Here is a 16,799-nt window from a genome sequence, read left to right as displayed (position 1 = left end):
ATTCACTCAACTCCTGTAGCATTAACTACGGTTTTCTTTATGAGGTATATCTCAAAGACCATCAGGATCAGATAGAATGCGCTTATAAGGGTGATACTTAACAACACATCCGATATGGGAACCGATGATATGCCATTTGCTGTCTTTAGCAGACCATATACTATCCATGGCTGCCTTCCAACCTCAGCTACAATCCAGCCGGCAGTTATGGCAATATATGGAAGAGGAATAGACCACATCATCAGCTTCAGATACTTATCTGATGTGTACAGCTTGCCTGATTTTTGAAGATATAAGCCTAATAGAGCCTCGATAATGAATAGGGACCCCAGAATTGTCATCAGCCTGAAGCTCCAGAATATCATTTCTACAGGTGGCAATTCATCATGAGGTAGCTGGTTAAGTCCTGTTATTGTTCCACTGAAACTTCCTGTATACAGGAAACTTGCAAGACCTGGAATTCCCAGCAACTGAACACTATTTGAACCAGTGCTTGAATCAGGGACCTGTATCAGGTACATGGGTTCGCCTGAACCTGTTTCCCATATCGCATCCATTGCCGCTCCTTTAGCAGGCTGAAGCTCAGTAACATATTGTGCATAACCGTGGCCAAGAACAGGAAGCACGACTGCAGTCACAAGTGCTATGGCAACTGCTATTCTGAAAGACTTCTTGAACACTTCATTGTTGTTTCCTTTAAGGAAATGATATGCACAGATCCCCATCATCAGAAATGCGGTCAACAGGTAAGCTGCAAGCAGAGTGTGTACCATCATGTACCAAACATAGCCGTTCGTTATTAGAGCAAGGAAATCTGTCATAACCACCTTACTCCCATCAGCAGCCATATTATAGCCGACTGGATGCTGCATAAAACCGTTAGCAATGATAATCCATAATGATGAAATGTTAGTGCCCAGAGCGACCATCCACATAGAAAATGCCTTTAGTTTCTGACGGTCGCGGTTCAGGAATATCCATGCGCCAAAGAAAGTACCTTCAAGGAAGAAAGCCAGTAATGCTTCCACAGCTAAAGGCGGTCCAAAGACATCTCCCATGAATTCTGCATAGGCACCCCAGTTAGTGCCGAATTGGAAAGTCAATGTAAGACCTGATACCAGACCTATTGCAAAATTTATCTTGAATATCCTACCCCAGAAGTCGGCCATCCTTCGCCAGTTTTCATCTTTGTTCTTATAGTACATTGTTTCCATGCCTGCCACTAACAATGCAAGTCCCAATGTTAGTGGAACGAACAGGAAATGGAACGCAGCTGTTATGGCAAACTGAAGCCGACTTAATAAAAGCAATTCAATCATTCATTACCCCTCGTTTTCCCTCGTTTTGTTACTTACTTCACAGGATCATATTTGCAAGCATATTTGCGTTGAAGCAAGCCGATATCTTCCGTCCATGATTTGCAGATCATCTTCATGCTCAATCTCATCAGTGAGAATCTGAAGTAAAATGCTGTATGTCACCGGATCTATATATTTGACCATCTGAAGAATATACCATTGTGCACCCGGATAACATACTGTTTCCCCTTGATGTTCTGCTCAAATTATGTTTCCTGAAACTTTTTAGATTCCTTAGATTCTTTTACATTCCTTAGACTTTTTAGATTTCTGAGACTCTTTATATTCCTTAGATTTCTGAAACTCTTTAGATTTCTGAGACCCCTTAGATTCCCTGAGACTCCTTACACTTCTTACAGACACCATAGAAGTTAGTGCTCGTTGAAACAATAGTAAATCCTTCTATTTCCTCAGCTATCTTCATCGAGTAATCCAACAATTGTTCCGAATTAAAATCCTCCATCCTTCCACATTCCCGGCAGATTAGATGGTGATGTGGAATGAAATTTGCTTCAAATCTTGAGACTCCTTTTACATTCACCTCCTCCAGTAAACCTTTCTCCGTAAGGAATTTGAGATTTTTATATACGGTAGCCTTGCTTATACGCGTCAGTTTTTTTCTAACCCCATCATAAACTTCGTCTACAGTGGGATGACCATCGTGTTCGCGCAGGAAAGTAAGTATTTCGACTCTCTGGTTTGTGTATTTCATGTCAGCTTTCTCTGTGGGCTTCATTGCTGTCCACCTAAATTACCTGTGAAAGCAGGTTTACTTAGATATACATGATATCTATTACTAAATGATATTTATTATTATTTAATAATTACTATTATCTCTATTATTTCTTTACTCAGAGAAGCCTTGTAACTGCTTTCTTTTTCTGGCGCCGTAGCTTGCAGTTTTCCCCACTAAAAGTACAGCTAAAGAACAGTAACGTTGGATAGAACTTGCCAGAGCAAGATTGTACGTCTTTTAAATAAAATTTATAGTTTCTTACATCTTTATTTTGAATTTAATATAATTCGTTAACTAATAAACTTCTGAACTAACCTACACTTCTGAACTAACCTACACCCCTGTGCTATATCTAAGGATTGCAGCAATTCCACCGAAGGCTATCATAAGTTGAGAACCTTCATCGAAATCTGTTGATATAAAAGCAGTCCTTGCATTGCCTATATCAGCGAGTTCTGAAATTCTCCAACGATATCAGTAATATCCGTAACTTCAAGCGCAGAACCACATTCAGGACAATTTCCAGCCGCAGGAATAACTTCATTGGACTTCCATTTTCTTGTTCTTTTATTCTCATATCCGCAAAAACTGCATTTGAGCGTTACTCTTTCAGATCGCAGGTCTTCAGAAAGTAAAAGCACATCAACTGCCTTTAGTTCCAGATTTGCCCTTACACTGTCTTCTCCATAGGATACTTTACCAGACTCAGTAGCGAGTTCTTTAAAAAATAATTTCATATCTTTCTTTTGCTTAATCAAGTCAATACCCTGGAGAGTATCCTCTGCTGCATTTATTAACTCAGAAAAACCTGATTCATCAGTATACCCTGTATCGAAAAGTCCAAGAACCTTTTTCTGAAGCTCATAATGTAGAAATCCACCTTCATTAAACTCTTCTTTAGTCGGGGAATGCCCTCCTATAAGAATGCCTTTAAGTTCAGATGATTCCACTTCAAGAAATGCCTCACTTGCAGCATCCCCTATTCTTTTGTAAAAATCATGAATCGAAATGCGTCTGAGCTGTTCAAAACGATGTGCACTCTGACCTCCTTTTCTTTGTTTGCCAGGGACGGTGGAGTGGAGATGCTTAATAACTTCAGTTTGCCTGCCTACAAGCATACCGATAGTTGCTTCTCTTAGATCTAGAAGTATGAGCCCATAAGTACTGCACTCTCTGAGCATTTCCTCAAGGGGCTCAAGATAAAAAATGGAATCACAGTGATATATGTAATCTACAACAGGTTCTGGAGAAAAAAGAACTTCATTTACCATGCCTGTCCTGTTAGCTCCGGCACTGACAGTTCCTGCAAAATAAACTATCCCGTTTTCGGGTATTTTGTTAAGAGATCTTAACTTTGCCAACAAAAAATCAAGGGTTCCCTGTACGTTATTGCCGGTAAGTTTTGACTTAATGCTTGAAGCCTGCTCATGTTCTTCTCTCAAATGAGATATGACGTCTGAAATCTGTTTATCAGAAGGAATATAAAGGGAAAGTAATTCTGTGTTCTTTCCACTTTTATTTTTAAGAATCTCAAGCTTCTTTTTTAATACATATTTTTCATATGTACAGTATTCAGCCGTTTCGATTTCCTCCTATCTCATAAAAATGCAACTCAGTTGGTGTGGCAAAATAAAGCCGACTTAATAAAAGCAATTCAACCATCTGTTATCCCTTGTTTTTTATTTGTATAAGGAAGTCATCGAAACCCGTGGAAAAGACTCCGAGTTGTAAGTATCACCGATGACTATTATATTTATATTTATACTTAGATTCATATTTATGAGAGTGAATTTGCAAATACACAATGGCTTTGCACATAAAAATTATGGAAAGAACAGGGTTCATGGGCATTATATGTCCATGAACCGTTGCATGCGATCAATATTTGCACCGAAACAAGTTGAGATCTTCCATCACAACCTTATTTTCGGGTGCCCGTTTTTGTTGATCCATCCGTTTTTTCTTGGTGGCATAAATCCATTCGCTTTGATCCATTCGTTTTAATCTGTTCTCTTATTCGTGGGGTTACAACCTACAATTATTCCTAAACTTATTTAAAATAAATTATATGAAAAATTGGTTCTGAACAAATAATATTTTCATGTCAAATGTTTTGTTAGCAAACAACATTTAAATATTAATTATGATTTTAAATTTTCTTAGATACTCGATTGAAGATCTCATATTCCACAGTACTGATTTTCAAATCAAATATTGTCTGATAGCGTTTTTAATCCGATTCAAGTAATTTGGACTTTTAATGGCACTTAGAACCTATCCGAAAAGTATTGTGACTTACTTTGTGACTTACTTTGCGACTTACTTTGTGACTTACTTTATATTTACAACTAGCAGTTTCATACTCAGATTGGTATTGGATATTACATACCGATAGTAACTTTACTATATGCATGACTTTCGGATAGGCTCATAATCTCTCCATTTTCGACTCTATCGATTTACTCATGTCCTTTCGGTTGCTATCCCTTTTTAGCCGATACAATAAATTTATTGAACAACGGCGTAGACGAACGACTTCAGGCTATCAACTATTCTGTTTTTATTTATTCCTTGAAAATAGGCTTTTTTACAATCTTCCATAGTTACATTGCATACCTGTGTAAATCCACGTTGTGTAAGGAATATGTCAACTGTCCCTTCCTTGATACCGAACTTAAACGGTTCTCCCAGCTGTGACACTTGATTCCGAATGTTCCTCCCCGCCTCAAGCTTGGAACTTCCATCAACTGCAGATTGGGGAAAATAATCAAAGAGAATGCTACTGTTCTTTCCTGAGTTCTTTACAATAAAGGATAGGATTTCATCTACCACCTTTGGCTGAAGATACATTAAGAGCCCTTCCATCAGGAAAAGAGTCCTAACGTGCCGGCTATATCCCATGTCTATCAACCTTTGACCAAAGTCTTCGGTTTCTAAATCGCAAGGGACATAGACAACGTGATCTGGCAAACTGCCAAAGATCATTTTTAGTTTTTCCATTTTTATATTTTGTGTAGCAGGATGGTCTACCTCAAAAGTTTTGATTTTCTCCAATCCTTCAATCCGATAGGCACGTGAATCATATCCTGCACCTAATATAACCAGTTGCTCGATACCTTCATCGATTGATTTTTTAACAAAGTCGTCAAAGAATCTGACTCTAGCAGCGATTGAGTTATTTCTTCCCGGAAAAAATCTGTCCAGCTGCTCATGCATTTTTCTTGCTTCATCCGGATGGTTAGCTCCCCACTCTAAAATCTCCGGGTTGATGAAATAGACTGCATAGGGGTCATAACAGATTCGTTCGTCTTCGGGCTTCTGCGATTCAAAATGTCTGGCAAGTAAAACTCCCATGGCTGTCTTGCTGCCTGGTCCTGTTATTTCCTTAAATATTTTGTTCATATTGTTGAACTCTTTCTCTGCATTCTCAGACATTTCCATACATAATATTCTCCTTTATTATCTGCTCATTTAAGGTCAACATTAATCAATTTTTCAAATTAAAAATCTATCTTTTGCAGAGGCAAAATTGAAAGCGACTACTGAAGATACAATTTAATCGTAAATGATTTTCAGGTCTACTTGATATAATTCCGTTTATAGTACCAGCTCAGATGCCATCACACAAGAAAGCCTATTGAGTAATTTATGGGGAAAAGTACTGGATTTCTCTGGCCTGCTCTATGTTAGCTCCTAATCTGATTTTCTACAGGATTATTCTGCGTGCAGAGGTATAGTTTATCAGCGAGGAAAAGTATGAAAAATAAAGTTCTTTCAGCATTTTTAATTTTCTTTCTTTTCGTTGCATTAGTAACAGTCGCATCGGCTGGAACAGAAACTCAGCTCACTCACGGTGAGCGATTAACATCAGGAATATCATTCTATGGAAACCATGTTTTTTGGACGGAAAGTGCTGGAAATGATGTACATGCTTATGACCTGACCACAGGAAAACGAATAGATATTGATGGTCATGCTGCAACCGGCCGAACTCATGCACATGGAAATAAGGTCGTATGGGCTGGTGATATGGGTGATGCCGTTTATATATACGACGTTTCTGCAGGTAACGAAACTGTGATAGCATCTGAACGGCGTGCCCCTACTATGATAGCATCTTACCGGCATGTTCCTGATATTTATGGTAATTATATAGTCTATACTAATAGCAACTATTCTTATGGTCAAGATCACAAAAATGACGGAATTTATCTGTACGATCTCAATACCGGCAATGAAACTAAAATAGCCACTGTTCACGGATATTCTGCTATATATGATAAGACAGTTGTATGGTCTCAAGCTAACAACAGCGGTGGTTATGATATCTACATGTATGACATATGTACTCACCAAACAAGCATAATAACAACTACAAATAGTTCAAGTTACGAGTCCAGCGGACTCGATATCTACGGAAATGTCATTGTATGGACAGAATCAGGCAATGTGTATATGTATGATATTACTGCCCATAAAATAACTCAGGTTACCAAAAGTGGAAATGCAACTGATTCTGCAATCTATGGCAAACGGATAGTATATACATTAGCTATCTTTTCTGGTATTGGGGACATCTACATGTATGACATATCTACTACCAAAAAAACCCGCATAACTACCAGCACCAATGCATTTAAACCATCTATATATGGAGATAAAATCGTATATGCAGATGGCAAAAATTCGAAATATCCTGACGTAAGAGACATTTATCTATATGACCTCAAGCTCAAAGCTGAGAGCTAAAAGCAATATTTACTGCATATCTGGCAAAATGCTACTAAGCCGTCTACATCGACTTTATTGAAAATAGACATGATATGATCACAATATAGAATAATGACCTTTATTACTTACTTTTTAATTACAGGTTTGAATTTATATCACAGATAAACTATTATATTAATGATACTAAACAATTCATAAGATATGCCTAACAATCTGGCTGCGCTTACATCAAACATGGAATTACTTTTCTGTTTCAGAACAAATGATTCCATAGTCTCCAATGCTTTTTTGATAATATTTCAGTGTGTAAAAATGAATTTCAGAACTAAAGAAATTCAGAAATATTGGTATTCTAAAAGTGGTTAGATATGCGGGTAATTACAAAGAGTTTACTGAAAATTTTAGGTTTTTTTGTTTTATTGCAAATTGCATTAAGAATTCTAAAAAGATTTTATGTATTTTCACCACCAGCATTTATGGGACCTTTTTTAGATAGTGGTTTTAGAAGAAAATTGCAACCTCCTGATAAAGTAATAAAGCGAAGCGGGATAACAGAAGGAATGCGTATTCTGGAAGTTGGATGCGGAAGCGGAGCGTTTACAACCTTCGCTGCAAAGGCCAGTGGAATTACAGGAGAAGTATACGCTCTTGATATTCAACCAAAAATGTTACTGCAGCTAAAGAAGAAACTATCCAGACCAGAAAACAGAGATATCAAAAATATCAAGCTTGTAGAAGGAGATGTGCATAAACTACCCTTTGATGATAATTCATTCGATTTGGTGTATACGGTAACAGTTCTTCAGGAACTCCCAGACAAAAATAGGGCTTTAAAGGAGATGAAAAGAGTTCTGAAACCTGGTGGAATTCTTGCAGTAACAGAATTTTTACTTGATCCAGATTACCCTTTAAAATCTACTACTATTAAGTTAGGAGAAGAAGCTGGTTTTATCCTGGATAAAGTTGCAGGAAATCTCTGGAATTATACTGTAAGATTTAAGGCACAGAAACCTATGTGAAAAAGTTTGTTTACCTGTCAAGACTCGTTTCGTTAATACAATTGGATAGTGGACAATGTTAACTTTAAAAGTTGTCAACAGTGGTTAATAATTCCCCATTTTCAACGGTTTGAAATTCTCTAATTTTCAATTTTTGAGAAAAGTGTGAAGATTGCAGGTAATGCTGAAAATGGAAAAGTGGTTATTGATACGAGATATCTAATAACTTTTTCTATTATTGTATTTTACATGATTTTTGGAATTCCATCTTTACTTTAGTATATCTTGCTCTTGAATCTCTAGTGAATAATCTGTCAATACGGTCCCATACGACAACCCATAAAAATTTAGCATAAGAAAAAGGATAATTCACCCAAAAAACCAGCTTCTTGAAAAGCGATAGATTTTCATAGTCTTCTACCCACATAGATTCGCTTAGAAACCCTCGCCAGAAAACAGATTTTTGCATATGTTTCCATCGCTTGAACATATGACCTATTATGAATAAGAAGGTACAAGTGATTGCAAATAGTTTTTTAGTCATATTTTTCACCTCAACGACTCATAAACTTAACAATAATAGGTTAACGGGAAAATGCATTAAAAGCAACACATTTTATAAATCGTATCTTAACCGAATACAAAAGAATATTTTTTCAAAATTATACTTTTTTTCTTCCCATTTTCTTTCGTACATATCGTAAAACCCCATAGGAACAACCCAATAGAAGCATAATTTTAAAGGGTTTCTCGCCTGCTTTGAGGAGTTCTTCGATTTTTTCATGATCAAATTTTGGTTTCTGACCTCTCTTTTTTGGAGGAAATTGGTGACTCATTAAGATTTCACCTCTTCATATAATTTACTGTACTTTTAAGTTTATGATAACTGGTCGTTTTATAGGTTCAACTGTAGCTGAAAAAAAAGTTCTTAGCTTCCATAGACTTGACAGAACATCAAGAAGGTTGAAAGAATCACTCACCAGCCTCATATTATTTTTCCCCACAATATAAGCATATATAATAAAAATATAAAAGCTTTTCATATCAATTATTAATTTAAACTATTAATAGTTCTTGTATATTTCAAGCAGGTAGGAGCAAAATTCAACTTTGTGCTGGCGCATCCTGCTGCAAGCAACGTGGTATGTTCGCGCCCCCGCTCCAAAAAAGATGAGAGGATCAACCTCTCATTTCACATCTAATTCTGGATTTTGCCTTTTTTACTTCCTTTTATACAGGAGCACTGCAAACAGGCTGGCTATTCCGTAATAAATCTCAAAACCTGGTGTGCTTGGAATTTCTTTTTGTTCAGTCTGTGGTTCTTTACTTGAGGTATTGTTAATTGTTTCAGGGTAATCAATCTCTATCTTCGTTACAATTTCTTCAGGTAATGGTTTCGATGTACCCGTTATTGCAAATGAAGAGAACCCTGAAGTTTTGGCTGTGAAATATAAGAATTCATCATCTTCTCCTGAAAGACTTACTGGAAACTGCTCCCATTTTTTATCGTTGTATCTATTAAGAGTAATAGAAGATTTATCGATATCTTTGTCCTTTACCCAGGATTTTTCAACCTTGAAACACACGATTGGATTTTCCATGTTCTCTGAAGTTGCAATTCCTCCATTTCCTACCCAGACATTAAAGGATCTGTAGACTTCACCATCGGGCAGTATGGAAACCAGAGAAGATTTCTCTTTAAGCTGTTCAGCAATGGCTGTTGTCTTCCCGAAAGTTTTCTTTGCATCAAAATTCACATACACAACACAGGTTACATTTTTTGGGAAATCGAACGTTACAGATTTTCCATTTATAACAGCAGCTTGTGAAAGTTCCTTTACCTGGACATTGCTTTGAAGCTCTGGAGACCCGCCTCCACCTCCTCCACCATTAGAGCTGCTATGGCCACTTCCACTACTGTCACCGCTTGAGCTCCTATGACCACTTCCACTAGTGCCACCACTTGAGTTGTTTTCTTCAAACACAATTATTGTAGCAGTTTTTGAGGCCGTATGATTTCCATTGCTTACTGTCAGGTTAACAATATAGGTTCCTGCTGCAGAGTAAGTGTGCAATGGGTTCTGCTCAGTTGAAGTGTTTTCATCTCCAAAGTTCCAATTCCTTAATATTGCGTGTTGCGACAAGTCGGTAAACTGGACTAAGAGAGGGGTATAGCCACTCGTGACACTGGCGCTGAAGTCCGCTACAGGATCTAATTGAAACACTTTCCAGATGTTAGAATAATTTCTTTCGTATCCCAAAGCCCAAAAACCTACTCCACCTAGATTTTCGGATTTTGCATATTGATATTTTAATTTAAGTGATTCATCGTCATCGTACCATACTTGATGCCATGTATCACCAGCCTTATAAAAATACCAGGGAGTATTGGAATCGGAGTCCCAAATTCTACCATGAACCTGAGAATTATTCACCGCAGTTCCTATAAATACGGCTTGTTCCCTGGTAATATTTGCTCCTGGTTGATTGGAGTCTGTCGAATAATCATAACCATAAAAAGGCAAGCCTAATATTATTTGATTTTTATTAAAATATTTTGATGTTTCACTTATCGAGTCAATCGCATCATATCGAATTGAACTGTTATATGGTGAATTGGGAGCAGTGGTTTTACGATTACAATAATCATAACTCATGAGAAAAACGGAATCGGTATATTTTGTAAGATTTGCGTTTTTGAAGGTTGCAGCATATTTTATGCCCCAGGGAACATCGAGAGAAATATGATAAGCGGGATTCGCAGCTTTTAACGTTATATGAAGATTTGCCATTAAATTTTCAAATAAAGGAACATTTGAAGTCCCAGTGATACTGTTTATATCGGTCGGCGTTTCCAGGTCTAAATTCACTCCATCTGCACCATACATCTGTAACGAATTTGAGATATTGTTTATGAAATCTGTCTGGTGGTTTGCAATTACACTGTCCATTACATATGGGTCATCTGAATAGATGCACAGCGTTACTTTTACTCCACGTTGATGTGCCTGATCCCTAATTACATAATAGTTACTCATATTTGTGGGGTCCGTAAGTGTGCCATCATTGTTTACAGTCCATTTAGAATATGAAACATGAGTTAAGGTATTCCAATCTGGTTGATAGGATTCAAGGTAAAACCAGCTGGGCCAAAAACTATACACTATAGTATCGTTAGGTGCAGCAAAATCTGCCACCTGTACCTGTGGGGGAGTTACATTAATACAATTCGGTTTCGTCACCGTACTATTGCCAGCGTCATTTTCTCTTACATCTGGATTGGTCTCTAGATTGCGATTATCTGCATATACGATTTTATCATTATAGATAGATGGACTAAATGCAGTAGTACTTGTTTTTATGTGGGTTTTTTCATGCGCATTAATTTGGCCGTCTGCAGCATGACCACTGATATCTGTTCGTTTTCCTGTAGTCAGGTCATAAGCATGTACGTCATTCCCAGCACTCTCTGTCCAAAAAACGTAGTTGCCAGAGAAAGATATTTCTGATGTTAATCGCTCACCATGAGTGAGCCGAGTTTCTGTTCCAGCCGATGCCATACATGAGCCAAAAACTAAACAAAACAAGAGTGATGCGGTTAAAGGTATTGAATTCAATTTTTTCTTATTTGTCATTTATTTTCCTTCGCCCTACAAACATTTTAAAAATATATCTAGAGATTGCATTTCAATATTCTTTAAGCCTTTCCTTCTAATTTTAACCTGTATTGGCTGGATACTCAAAATATGACTATAATTTCCTACTGGTTCATATGACCCCACGACCCAAATGTATCTTTGGCAGTTCATATGAACGACATATATGTTTTAAAAAGTGGGATGACGAAGGAACAAATGTTTCGTCTTCGCCTAATAAACGGGTTTAATTTTGCCTCTATAGTTGCAGACGCAATAGTTGACCTGAGTAAAGATTTCTTTAAGAATGAGAATTCTGGGGGTTGTAATGGTCAAATTCTTTATCTTGCCATCGTAAATACAATGTGGCTTACGATACAGCAAGGAATGATATGCAATATCTTGCAAAGCTTGGTTACATTGAACTGATAAAAAGAGGCCAGAGTTATATGTACAGGTGTAAAGGAGTAAAAAATAATGGTTGAAACTCTAATGTCAATTACTACCAAAAACTACCAAAGACTACCAAAGACTACCAATTCCTACCAAATTGGTAGTAACTCATTTAAAAATATAATATTCTCAGAAATAGCCAAACATGACCTACTCCGGCAGATTCCATCTTCCTGATCGAAAAATAATCTTTTATAAATGAGACAATATCAACCATTGACTCCGCATCCTGTTTTTTGTGGTGAAAGAATTGAAAGGGCTCTTCGTCGTTTCCTATGGATAAGATGATTTTCAATTCAAGACCGCATTGGTTTTTGTGAGAATATTATGAGAATATCCACAAAACAACGAAGAGCCAAGAAAGAGTCAATCATATTTTACAGAACTTTCTCTACACTGCCTACAGTACTATGCCTTAATGAAATTCCAAGTAAAAAATTAGGACAAAATAGAAAAAAAGACTTTAAACAAAAAAAGAAAAAAGCCTCGGGCGGGATTTGAACCCGCGACCTCGTCCTTACCAAGGACGCGCTATACCCCTAAGCCACCAAGGCAATGATGCTCAAAGAGCATCTCCAAAATATCACAGCAGAGATATAAAGGTTTCGAGTGAAAGCAGAAATCAGTGGGATTTTTCCCCTGACTGCTGGAAAATTTGCGAGTTTGTATTAAATAAATTGGAAATAAATTGCTTGAAAAAAGCTGTTTTATTCCAATTTTATCGCTTAAGTTGTCATTCCCCGAGGTTTCCCTTTATAACTTCCAGCGCTCATCTATAGGGAAGCGCTCGTTAATCCACATGAGGACATGGTTATTGTGGACGATCTTATAGGAGCGAGAAAGGACAGGTATGCCGTCGAAAGTTGATTCCCCTTCCAGAATTTCAAGTTCAGCCATGTCGCGTCTGGTTTCAAGGTTATGGCTGCGCAGGATTCTGCCGATCGGGATGTCAGCCCGCATGAGCTGTTCCTTCATGGTATCAGGCATGCGATCCAGAGGGGAGAGGGACCTTGCATGGACAAAAGTTGTGTTCCCTGCAGAGAGCCTGACTATTCTATCGTTTACCTCACTGCCTTCTTCTACGCCGAGAAGCGCAGCAATCGTTTTGTCAGCCTTAATGGTATACTGAGACTCAGTTGTTACATTTACCGGCTTTCGGGTCATTATTTCCAGCAGAAAGGTCACAGAGCCGTCGGTTCCGCAGCAGACCCGCAGGCAGGTGGGAATCTCAAAGCTCTTCAGTTTTTCCAGAAAATCGCCACTCAAAAAGATACCTCAAGGTAGGGGTGTCAGGTAGAAAAAATTTCAAAATAGGATTAAGTCGTCAGGAGTTTTACTCCTCACCGACTTCTTTCTTAGCATTTTTTACTCGCTCTTTTGCTGTGTAACCGGTAGCCTTATACAGGAAATCCCGGAAGGCCTTATTGGTCTGCAGGACAGTTCCATCATCAGTTACTGTTTTATCGGAAACTGTGTCCACATAGAGCATTTTTTTCTCAATCCAGACTTTAATCTCTGACATAGCTCCATAGGAGGTTTCAAGGACTCCTTCGCTTTTGGAGATCTCCCCGGAAAAACACTCCGCCATTACAGAATAAATCCTGTCAATATCCGGCTTAAAACCGCGCTTCAATTTATACTGCTGCATTGCTATCCTCTTATAAGAGAGTTTCATCTCAGATAAAGTTTGCTCAGAATCGGTCTGCTTAGAACCATTTTCCTCATATTCCCTTACATTTTCCTATATCCTTGAAATACAGTATGTTTACTTACGTTTCTGTACATCATAATAAGTAAAGGAGGCGTTACTATTTTTTCAAGTTGTACTCTAATACTTTAACTCTGCTCATATTTAACATTGGTTATTATTTGACATAGAATTAACTAATTTTTCACATATTCCGAATATACTCACATTCCGATTTTTGATACTTTGGTATAATTAAAAATCACAAAATTATAATTATTATAGTTATCCATTAACAAAACGACCAAATATCAAGGGATTATTATCCCAAATTGGCAGGGATTCGAAATGTGCAATATAGGAGTATATAATACGTTTTTCATTACTTTCGCCCTCAAATTCGCATCTAATTACATCCAGAATTAGAACTTAGCTTCTTGAATTATGAAACAATTTTATAATTTAATAATTATATAGTTCGAATTAGGTATTCAGGTCTTAACAGATAATGCCAATGAGAATCAATCATAAATATGATTATACCTATCATAAGTTGATACAAAAAAGATCTGAGTAACTACCTGAGATATCTCAAAGTTTAATATCGTAATGTTTAGTTTGATTTACCTTATATTACTTTAACAATGTCCATTACTTTAGCAATGTCTATTACTTTAACAATGTCCATTACTCTAACAATGCTATTACTTTAGCAATGTTCATTACTCTAACAATTCGCAAACAAAAAACCTTTCCGCTTGACTAAACCTGCTTCTTTTTATTGAAGCTGACCAAAACTGATCGAAGATGCAAACAGAAAAATAGAAGGAAAAATAGAAGGAAAAATAAGAAGGTGACCCAAGGATGCATAAGATACTTAATCTGGAAGACTTAATTGCCTCAAAGCAACTTGAAAAGGAAAAGGAAAAAGGTAACGGATGTGAAGATCTTAATATTGAAGAACTGTATGACCTTATAATCCCCCCAGGCACGGTTGTATCTATTATTTACGATATTGTTGAAGAGTTCGGGCTTGAACCTGTTACCAGGAAGGTGTTCGTGGGCATAGCAAACAGCGAAGAAAGAGAACTCCTGGTTCTCCGTGGCCCTCTGGAGAAGGTTCAGGCTGCTGAAAAATTCCTCTATGATGAAATGAAAGACTGGATAGAAAGCCAGTAACTAATTGAACTCTCAATTCGGCTAGATTTTACAAATAACCCCAGTAAGGTTTCTCAATCCGGTAAAATCTCTTTGGGTCAGTAGCTTGAAGAAAATGGAATTCCGGATTGAAAAACAACAATGAAAATTTAATCTTTTTTGACGAAAAGTGAAGATCTGAACTTTAAAAGAGAAAACATGTTAAAAAGGAAAAAGGCAGAAAAGTTCCTATTATTCGGAACAGATGCCTGTAATGCTTTCCTTTGAAAAATCAAATACCGTAACTCTACCTGTTTTATTATACATATCGAGTTTTGAACCTTTCTCAATTTTTCCAATAACAGCAGCCGTAAGCCCAGCCTCTTCAAAGACCTTTCTGCATTCTTCGGCCTTTTCCAGATCAGCAGTAAACACATAGCCTGTTCCGGGATGCACTTTTAGCCACTGCTCAAAATCCACGTTTTCGGGTCTCGGGACTTTTTCAAGGTCTACGGCTGCGCCAACTCTGCTTGTTTCACAGAGCATTCCAAGCGTTCCTATGAGCCCGGGATTGCTTATGTCTTTTCCTGCAGTAGCAAGTTTTCTTTTTGCAATTTCCTGGGTTACAAGATAGCTCTTTCTGAGCACTGCCGGATCTTTAAAAGATGTTGTGTCCCAGCTATAAGGGGAATTTGGCCCTATTTTTCCGTCCATATCGTAAGCTGCAATAACCAGGTCTCCAGGCCGAGCAGTATCGCTCCGGATTACGCAATCTTTCTTTACTATCCCGATAATAGCAACGGAAATAGAGTTATAATCAGTATCAGGATGGACGTGACCACCTACAACCGGAACCCCGAATTTCCTGACCCCTTCAGCCAGGCCTTCCATGAGTTCCTTACAGGCTGTCTCGGAGTTAGAGGAAGCAATATCTACCATAGCAAGAGGTTTTCCCCCCATTGCTGCAATATCATTTACATTAACGACTACGGCTCCATAGCCTGCCCACCAGGGACTGGCATCCAGTAGCTTTCCCCAGATCCCATCTGCTGCAAAGAGGATAACATCATCTCCTCCTATATCAATAACTGCCGCATCGTCTCCGAAATCAACGATAGCGTTCTGATATTCCGGACGAACGGCTTTGAAAACTGAAACGATATCCTCAATCTGTTTTTTTCGGGTAACCCCTTCAAAGTTTTTTATCCTTTCTGCAAGCTCTTCCAGGTTCAATGTCAGGCTTCCTTTTTTGTTTTTGAATTTATACGAGTATTTCAGTAGCATGTATACGAATATTAACAGTACAAATGCGAGTAATCAGTAGAATAAATACGGGTATTTCAGTAGTATAAATACGAGTATTTCAGTAGCATAAATACGAGTATTTCAGTAGTATAAATACAAGTAATTAGTACAAATATGAGAGCATGTCGGTAATACAAATATGAGAACATGTCGGTAATACAAATATAAGTAGTACGATTAGTACGCTATCGATGGGCTTAGATAAATTACAAAACATCTCTTATGAATGAATCCTGAGATATTTTCGTGAGTACCTATTCGTTTATCCTTTATCTTTTTTGTTCTTTGTTTCACAGAGAAGAAGCGACAGCTTTTTATTAAGTAATTCAATCTTATTAAGGCAATTTAATATAAGTATTGATATATAAAAAACCCTTACTGTTAGAATAGGAGTGAAAAAAATGGTAGCAAAAGTTAATGCCGATTCCTGTACTGGCTGTGGAACCTGTGTAGACGAATGCCCAGCAGCTGCAATTTCTCTCAGCGACGATGATATTGCAGTCGTCGATGAAAACGAATGCCTTGACTGCGGTGCATGCGAAGATGCCTGCCCGAACAACGCAATCACAATCGAGTAATTATTATAAATGTAATTTTAAGTGCGTTTTTAAATAGGTCTGAGAAGCGGAGTAATCTTACTCCGACTTTTCAGGTATTGGTCCTGAACTCTTTTATCAGGTTTTCAAGCCAGAACTTTTATTTGACTTCATTCCTGAATTCTTATTAAAAAGCTTTTTTGATTCCAGAGCTAAAAATTAC

At 37.5% G+C, this 16,799-nt stretch carries 12 protein-coding genes, 1 tRNA gene and 1 pseudogene; 4 read left to right on the top strand and 10 right to left on the bottom strand.

Annotation, left to right across the window (positions count from 1 at the left end; genetic code table 11):
- Positions 1-2 precede the first annotated feature (2 nt).
- From FXW07_RS15150 to FXW07_RS15135, 4 genes and pseudogenes are all read right to left on the bottom strand, one after another.
- Entirely contained in the window at positions 3-1,319 is a 1,317-nt protein-coding gene (locus tag FXW07_RS15150; protein ID WP_229396131.1) for a cytochrome ubiquinol oxidase subunit I, read from the bottom strand.
- A gap of 364 nt (positions 1,320-1,683) precedes the next feature.
- Positions 1,684-2,094: a Fur family transcriptional regulator gene (locus FXW07_RS15145; RefSeq protein WP_229396130.1), complete on the bottom strand. Its 411-nt coding sequence runs from the start codon at positions 2,092-2,094 to the stop codon at positions 1,684-1,686.
- Positions 2,095-2,427: 333 nt separating this feature from the next.
- A pseudogene (prf1, locus tag FXW07_RS15140) lies at positions 2,428-3,680 on the bottom strand (peptide chain release factor aRF-1).
- Positions 3,681-4,602: 922 nt separating this feature from the next.
- Complete coding sequence (locus tag FXW07_RS15135; protein WP_229396129.1) at positions 4,603-5,535, bottom strand: class I SAM-dependent methyltransferase; 933 nt, start codon at positions 5,533-5,535, stop codon at positions 4,603-4,605.
- A gap of 315 nt (positions 5,536-5,850) precedes the next feature.
- On the opposite strand from FXW07_RS15135, the gene FXW07_RS15130 reads away from it, so the two are divergent.
- Positions 5,851-6,843 (top strand): hypothetical protein, encoded by a 993-nt coding sequence (locus FXW07_RS15130; protein ID WP_229396128.1) that lies wholly within the window; start codon positions 5,851-5,853, stop codon positions 6,841-6,843.
- A 350-nt stretch (positions 6,844-7,193) separates the two neighbouring features.
- Positions 7,194-7,844 carry a methyltransferase domain-containing protein gene (locus tag FXW07_RS15125; protein ID WP_229396127.1) on the top strand — a complete coding sequence of 217 codons (651 nt, stop codon included), beginning with the start codon at positions 7,194-7,196 and terminating at the stop codon, positions 7,842-7,844.
- 641 nt (positions 7,845-8,485) lie between these two features.
- Here FXW07_RS15125 and FXW07_RS15120 read toward each other — a convergent pair.
- The 5 genes from FXW07_RS15120 to FXW07_RS15095 form a co-directional block, all read right to left on the bottom strand.
- Complete coding sequence (locus tag FXW07_RS15120) at positions 8,486-8,659, bottom strand: hypothetical protein (RefSeq protein WP_229396126.1); 174 nt, start codon at positions 8,657-8,659, stop codon at positions 8,486-8,488.
- A gap of 384 nt (positions 8,660-9,043) precedes the next feature.
- On the bottom strand, positions 9,044-11,458 hold the full coding sequence (locus FXW07_RS19470) for a PGF-pre-PGF domain-containing protein (protein WP_276573355.1): 2,415 nt from the start codon (positions 11,456-11,458) through the stop codon (positions 9,044-9,046).
- A gap of 935 nt (positions 11,459-12,393) precedes the next feature.
- A tRNA-Thr gene (locus FXW07_RS15105) sits at positions 12,394-12,465 on the bottom strand.
- 199 nt (positions 12,466-12,664) lie between these two features.
- Complete coding sequence (locus tag FXW07_RS15100) at positions 12,665-13,177, bottom strand: chorismate pyruvate-lyase family protein (protein ID WP_229396125.1); 513 nt, start codon at positions 13,175-13,177, stop codon at positions 12,665-12,667.
- A gap of 67 nt (positions 13,178-13,244) precedes the next feature.
- Positions 13,245-13,559, bottom strand: a complete 315-nt coding sequence (locus FXW07_RS15095) for a DUF5611 family protein (protein WP_048153991.1) — start codon at positions 13,557-13,559, stop codon at positions 13,245-13,247.
- Positions 13,560-14,462: 903 nt separating this feature from the next.
- Between FXW07_RS15095 and FXW07_RS15090 the strand changes: the two genes are divergently transcribed.
- Positions 14,463-14,777, top strand: coding sequence for a hypothetical protein (locus FXW07_RS15090; RefSeq protein ID WP_048118716.1), 315 nt, complete (start codon positions 14,463-14,465; stop codon positions 14,775-14,777).
- Positions 14,778-14,987: 210 nt separating this feature from the next.
- Here the strand turns inward: FXW07_RS15090 and FXW07_RS15085 are convergent, their stop codons facing one another.
- Positions 14,988-15,968 (bottom strand): methanogenesis marker 2 protein, encoded by a 981-nt coding sequence (locus FXW07_RS15085; protein ID WP_229396155.1) that lies wholly within the window; start codon positions 15,966-15,968, stop codon positions 14,988-14,990.
- Positions 15,969-16,441: 473 nt separating this feature from the next.
- On the opposite strand from FXW07_RS15085, the gene FXW07_RS15080 reads away from it, so the two are divergent.
- Positions 16,442-16,618 carry a 4Fe-4S binding protein gene (locus FXW07_RS15080; RefSeq protein WP_048118722.1) on the top strand — a complete coding sequence of 59 codons (177 nt, stop codon included), beginning with the start codon at positions 16,442-16,444 and terminating at the stop codon, positions 16,616-16,618.
- The last annotated feature ends 181 nt before the right edge of the window (positions 16,619-16,799 follow it).

It is taken from the genome of Methanosarcina sp. DH1 (genome assembly GCF_020804205.1).
GTDB lineage: Archaea > Halobacteriota > Methanosarcinia > Methanosarcinales > Methanosarcinaceae > Methanosarcina > Methanosarcina vacuolata.
Note: the sequence above shows the minus strand (reverse complement) of the source record. Positions and strands in the feature narration are given on the sequence as shown.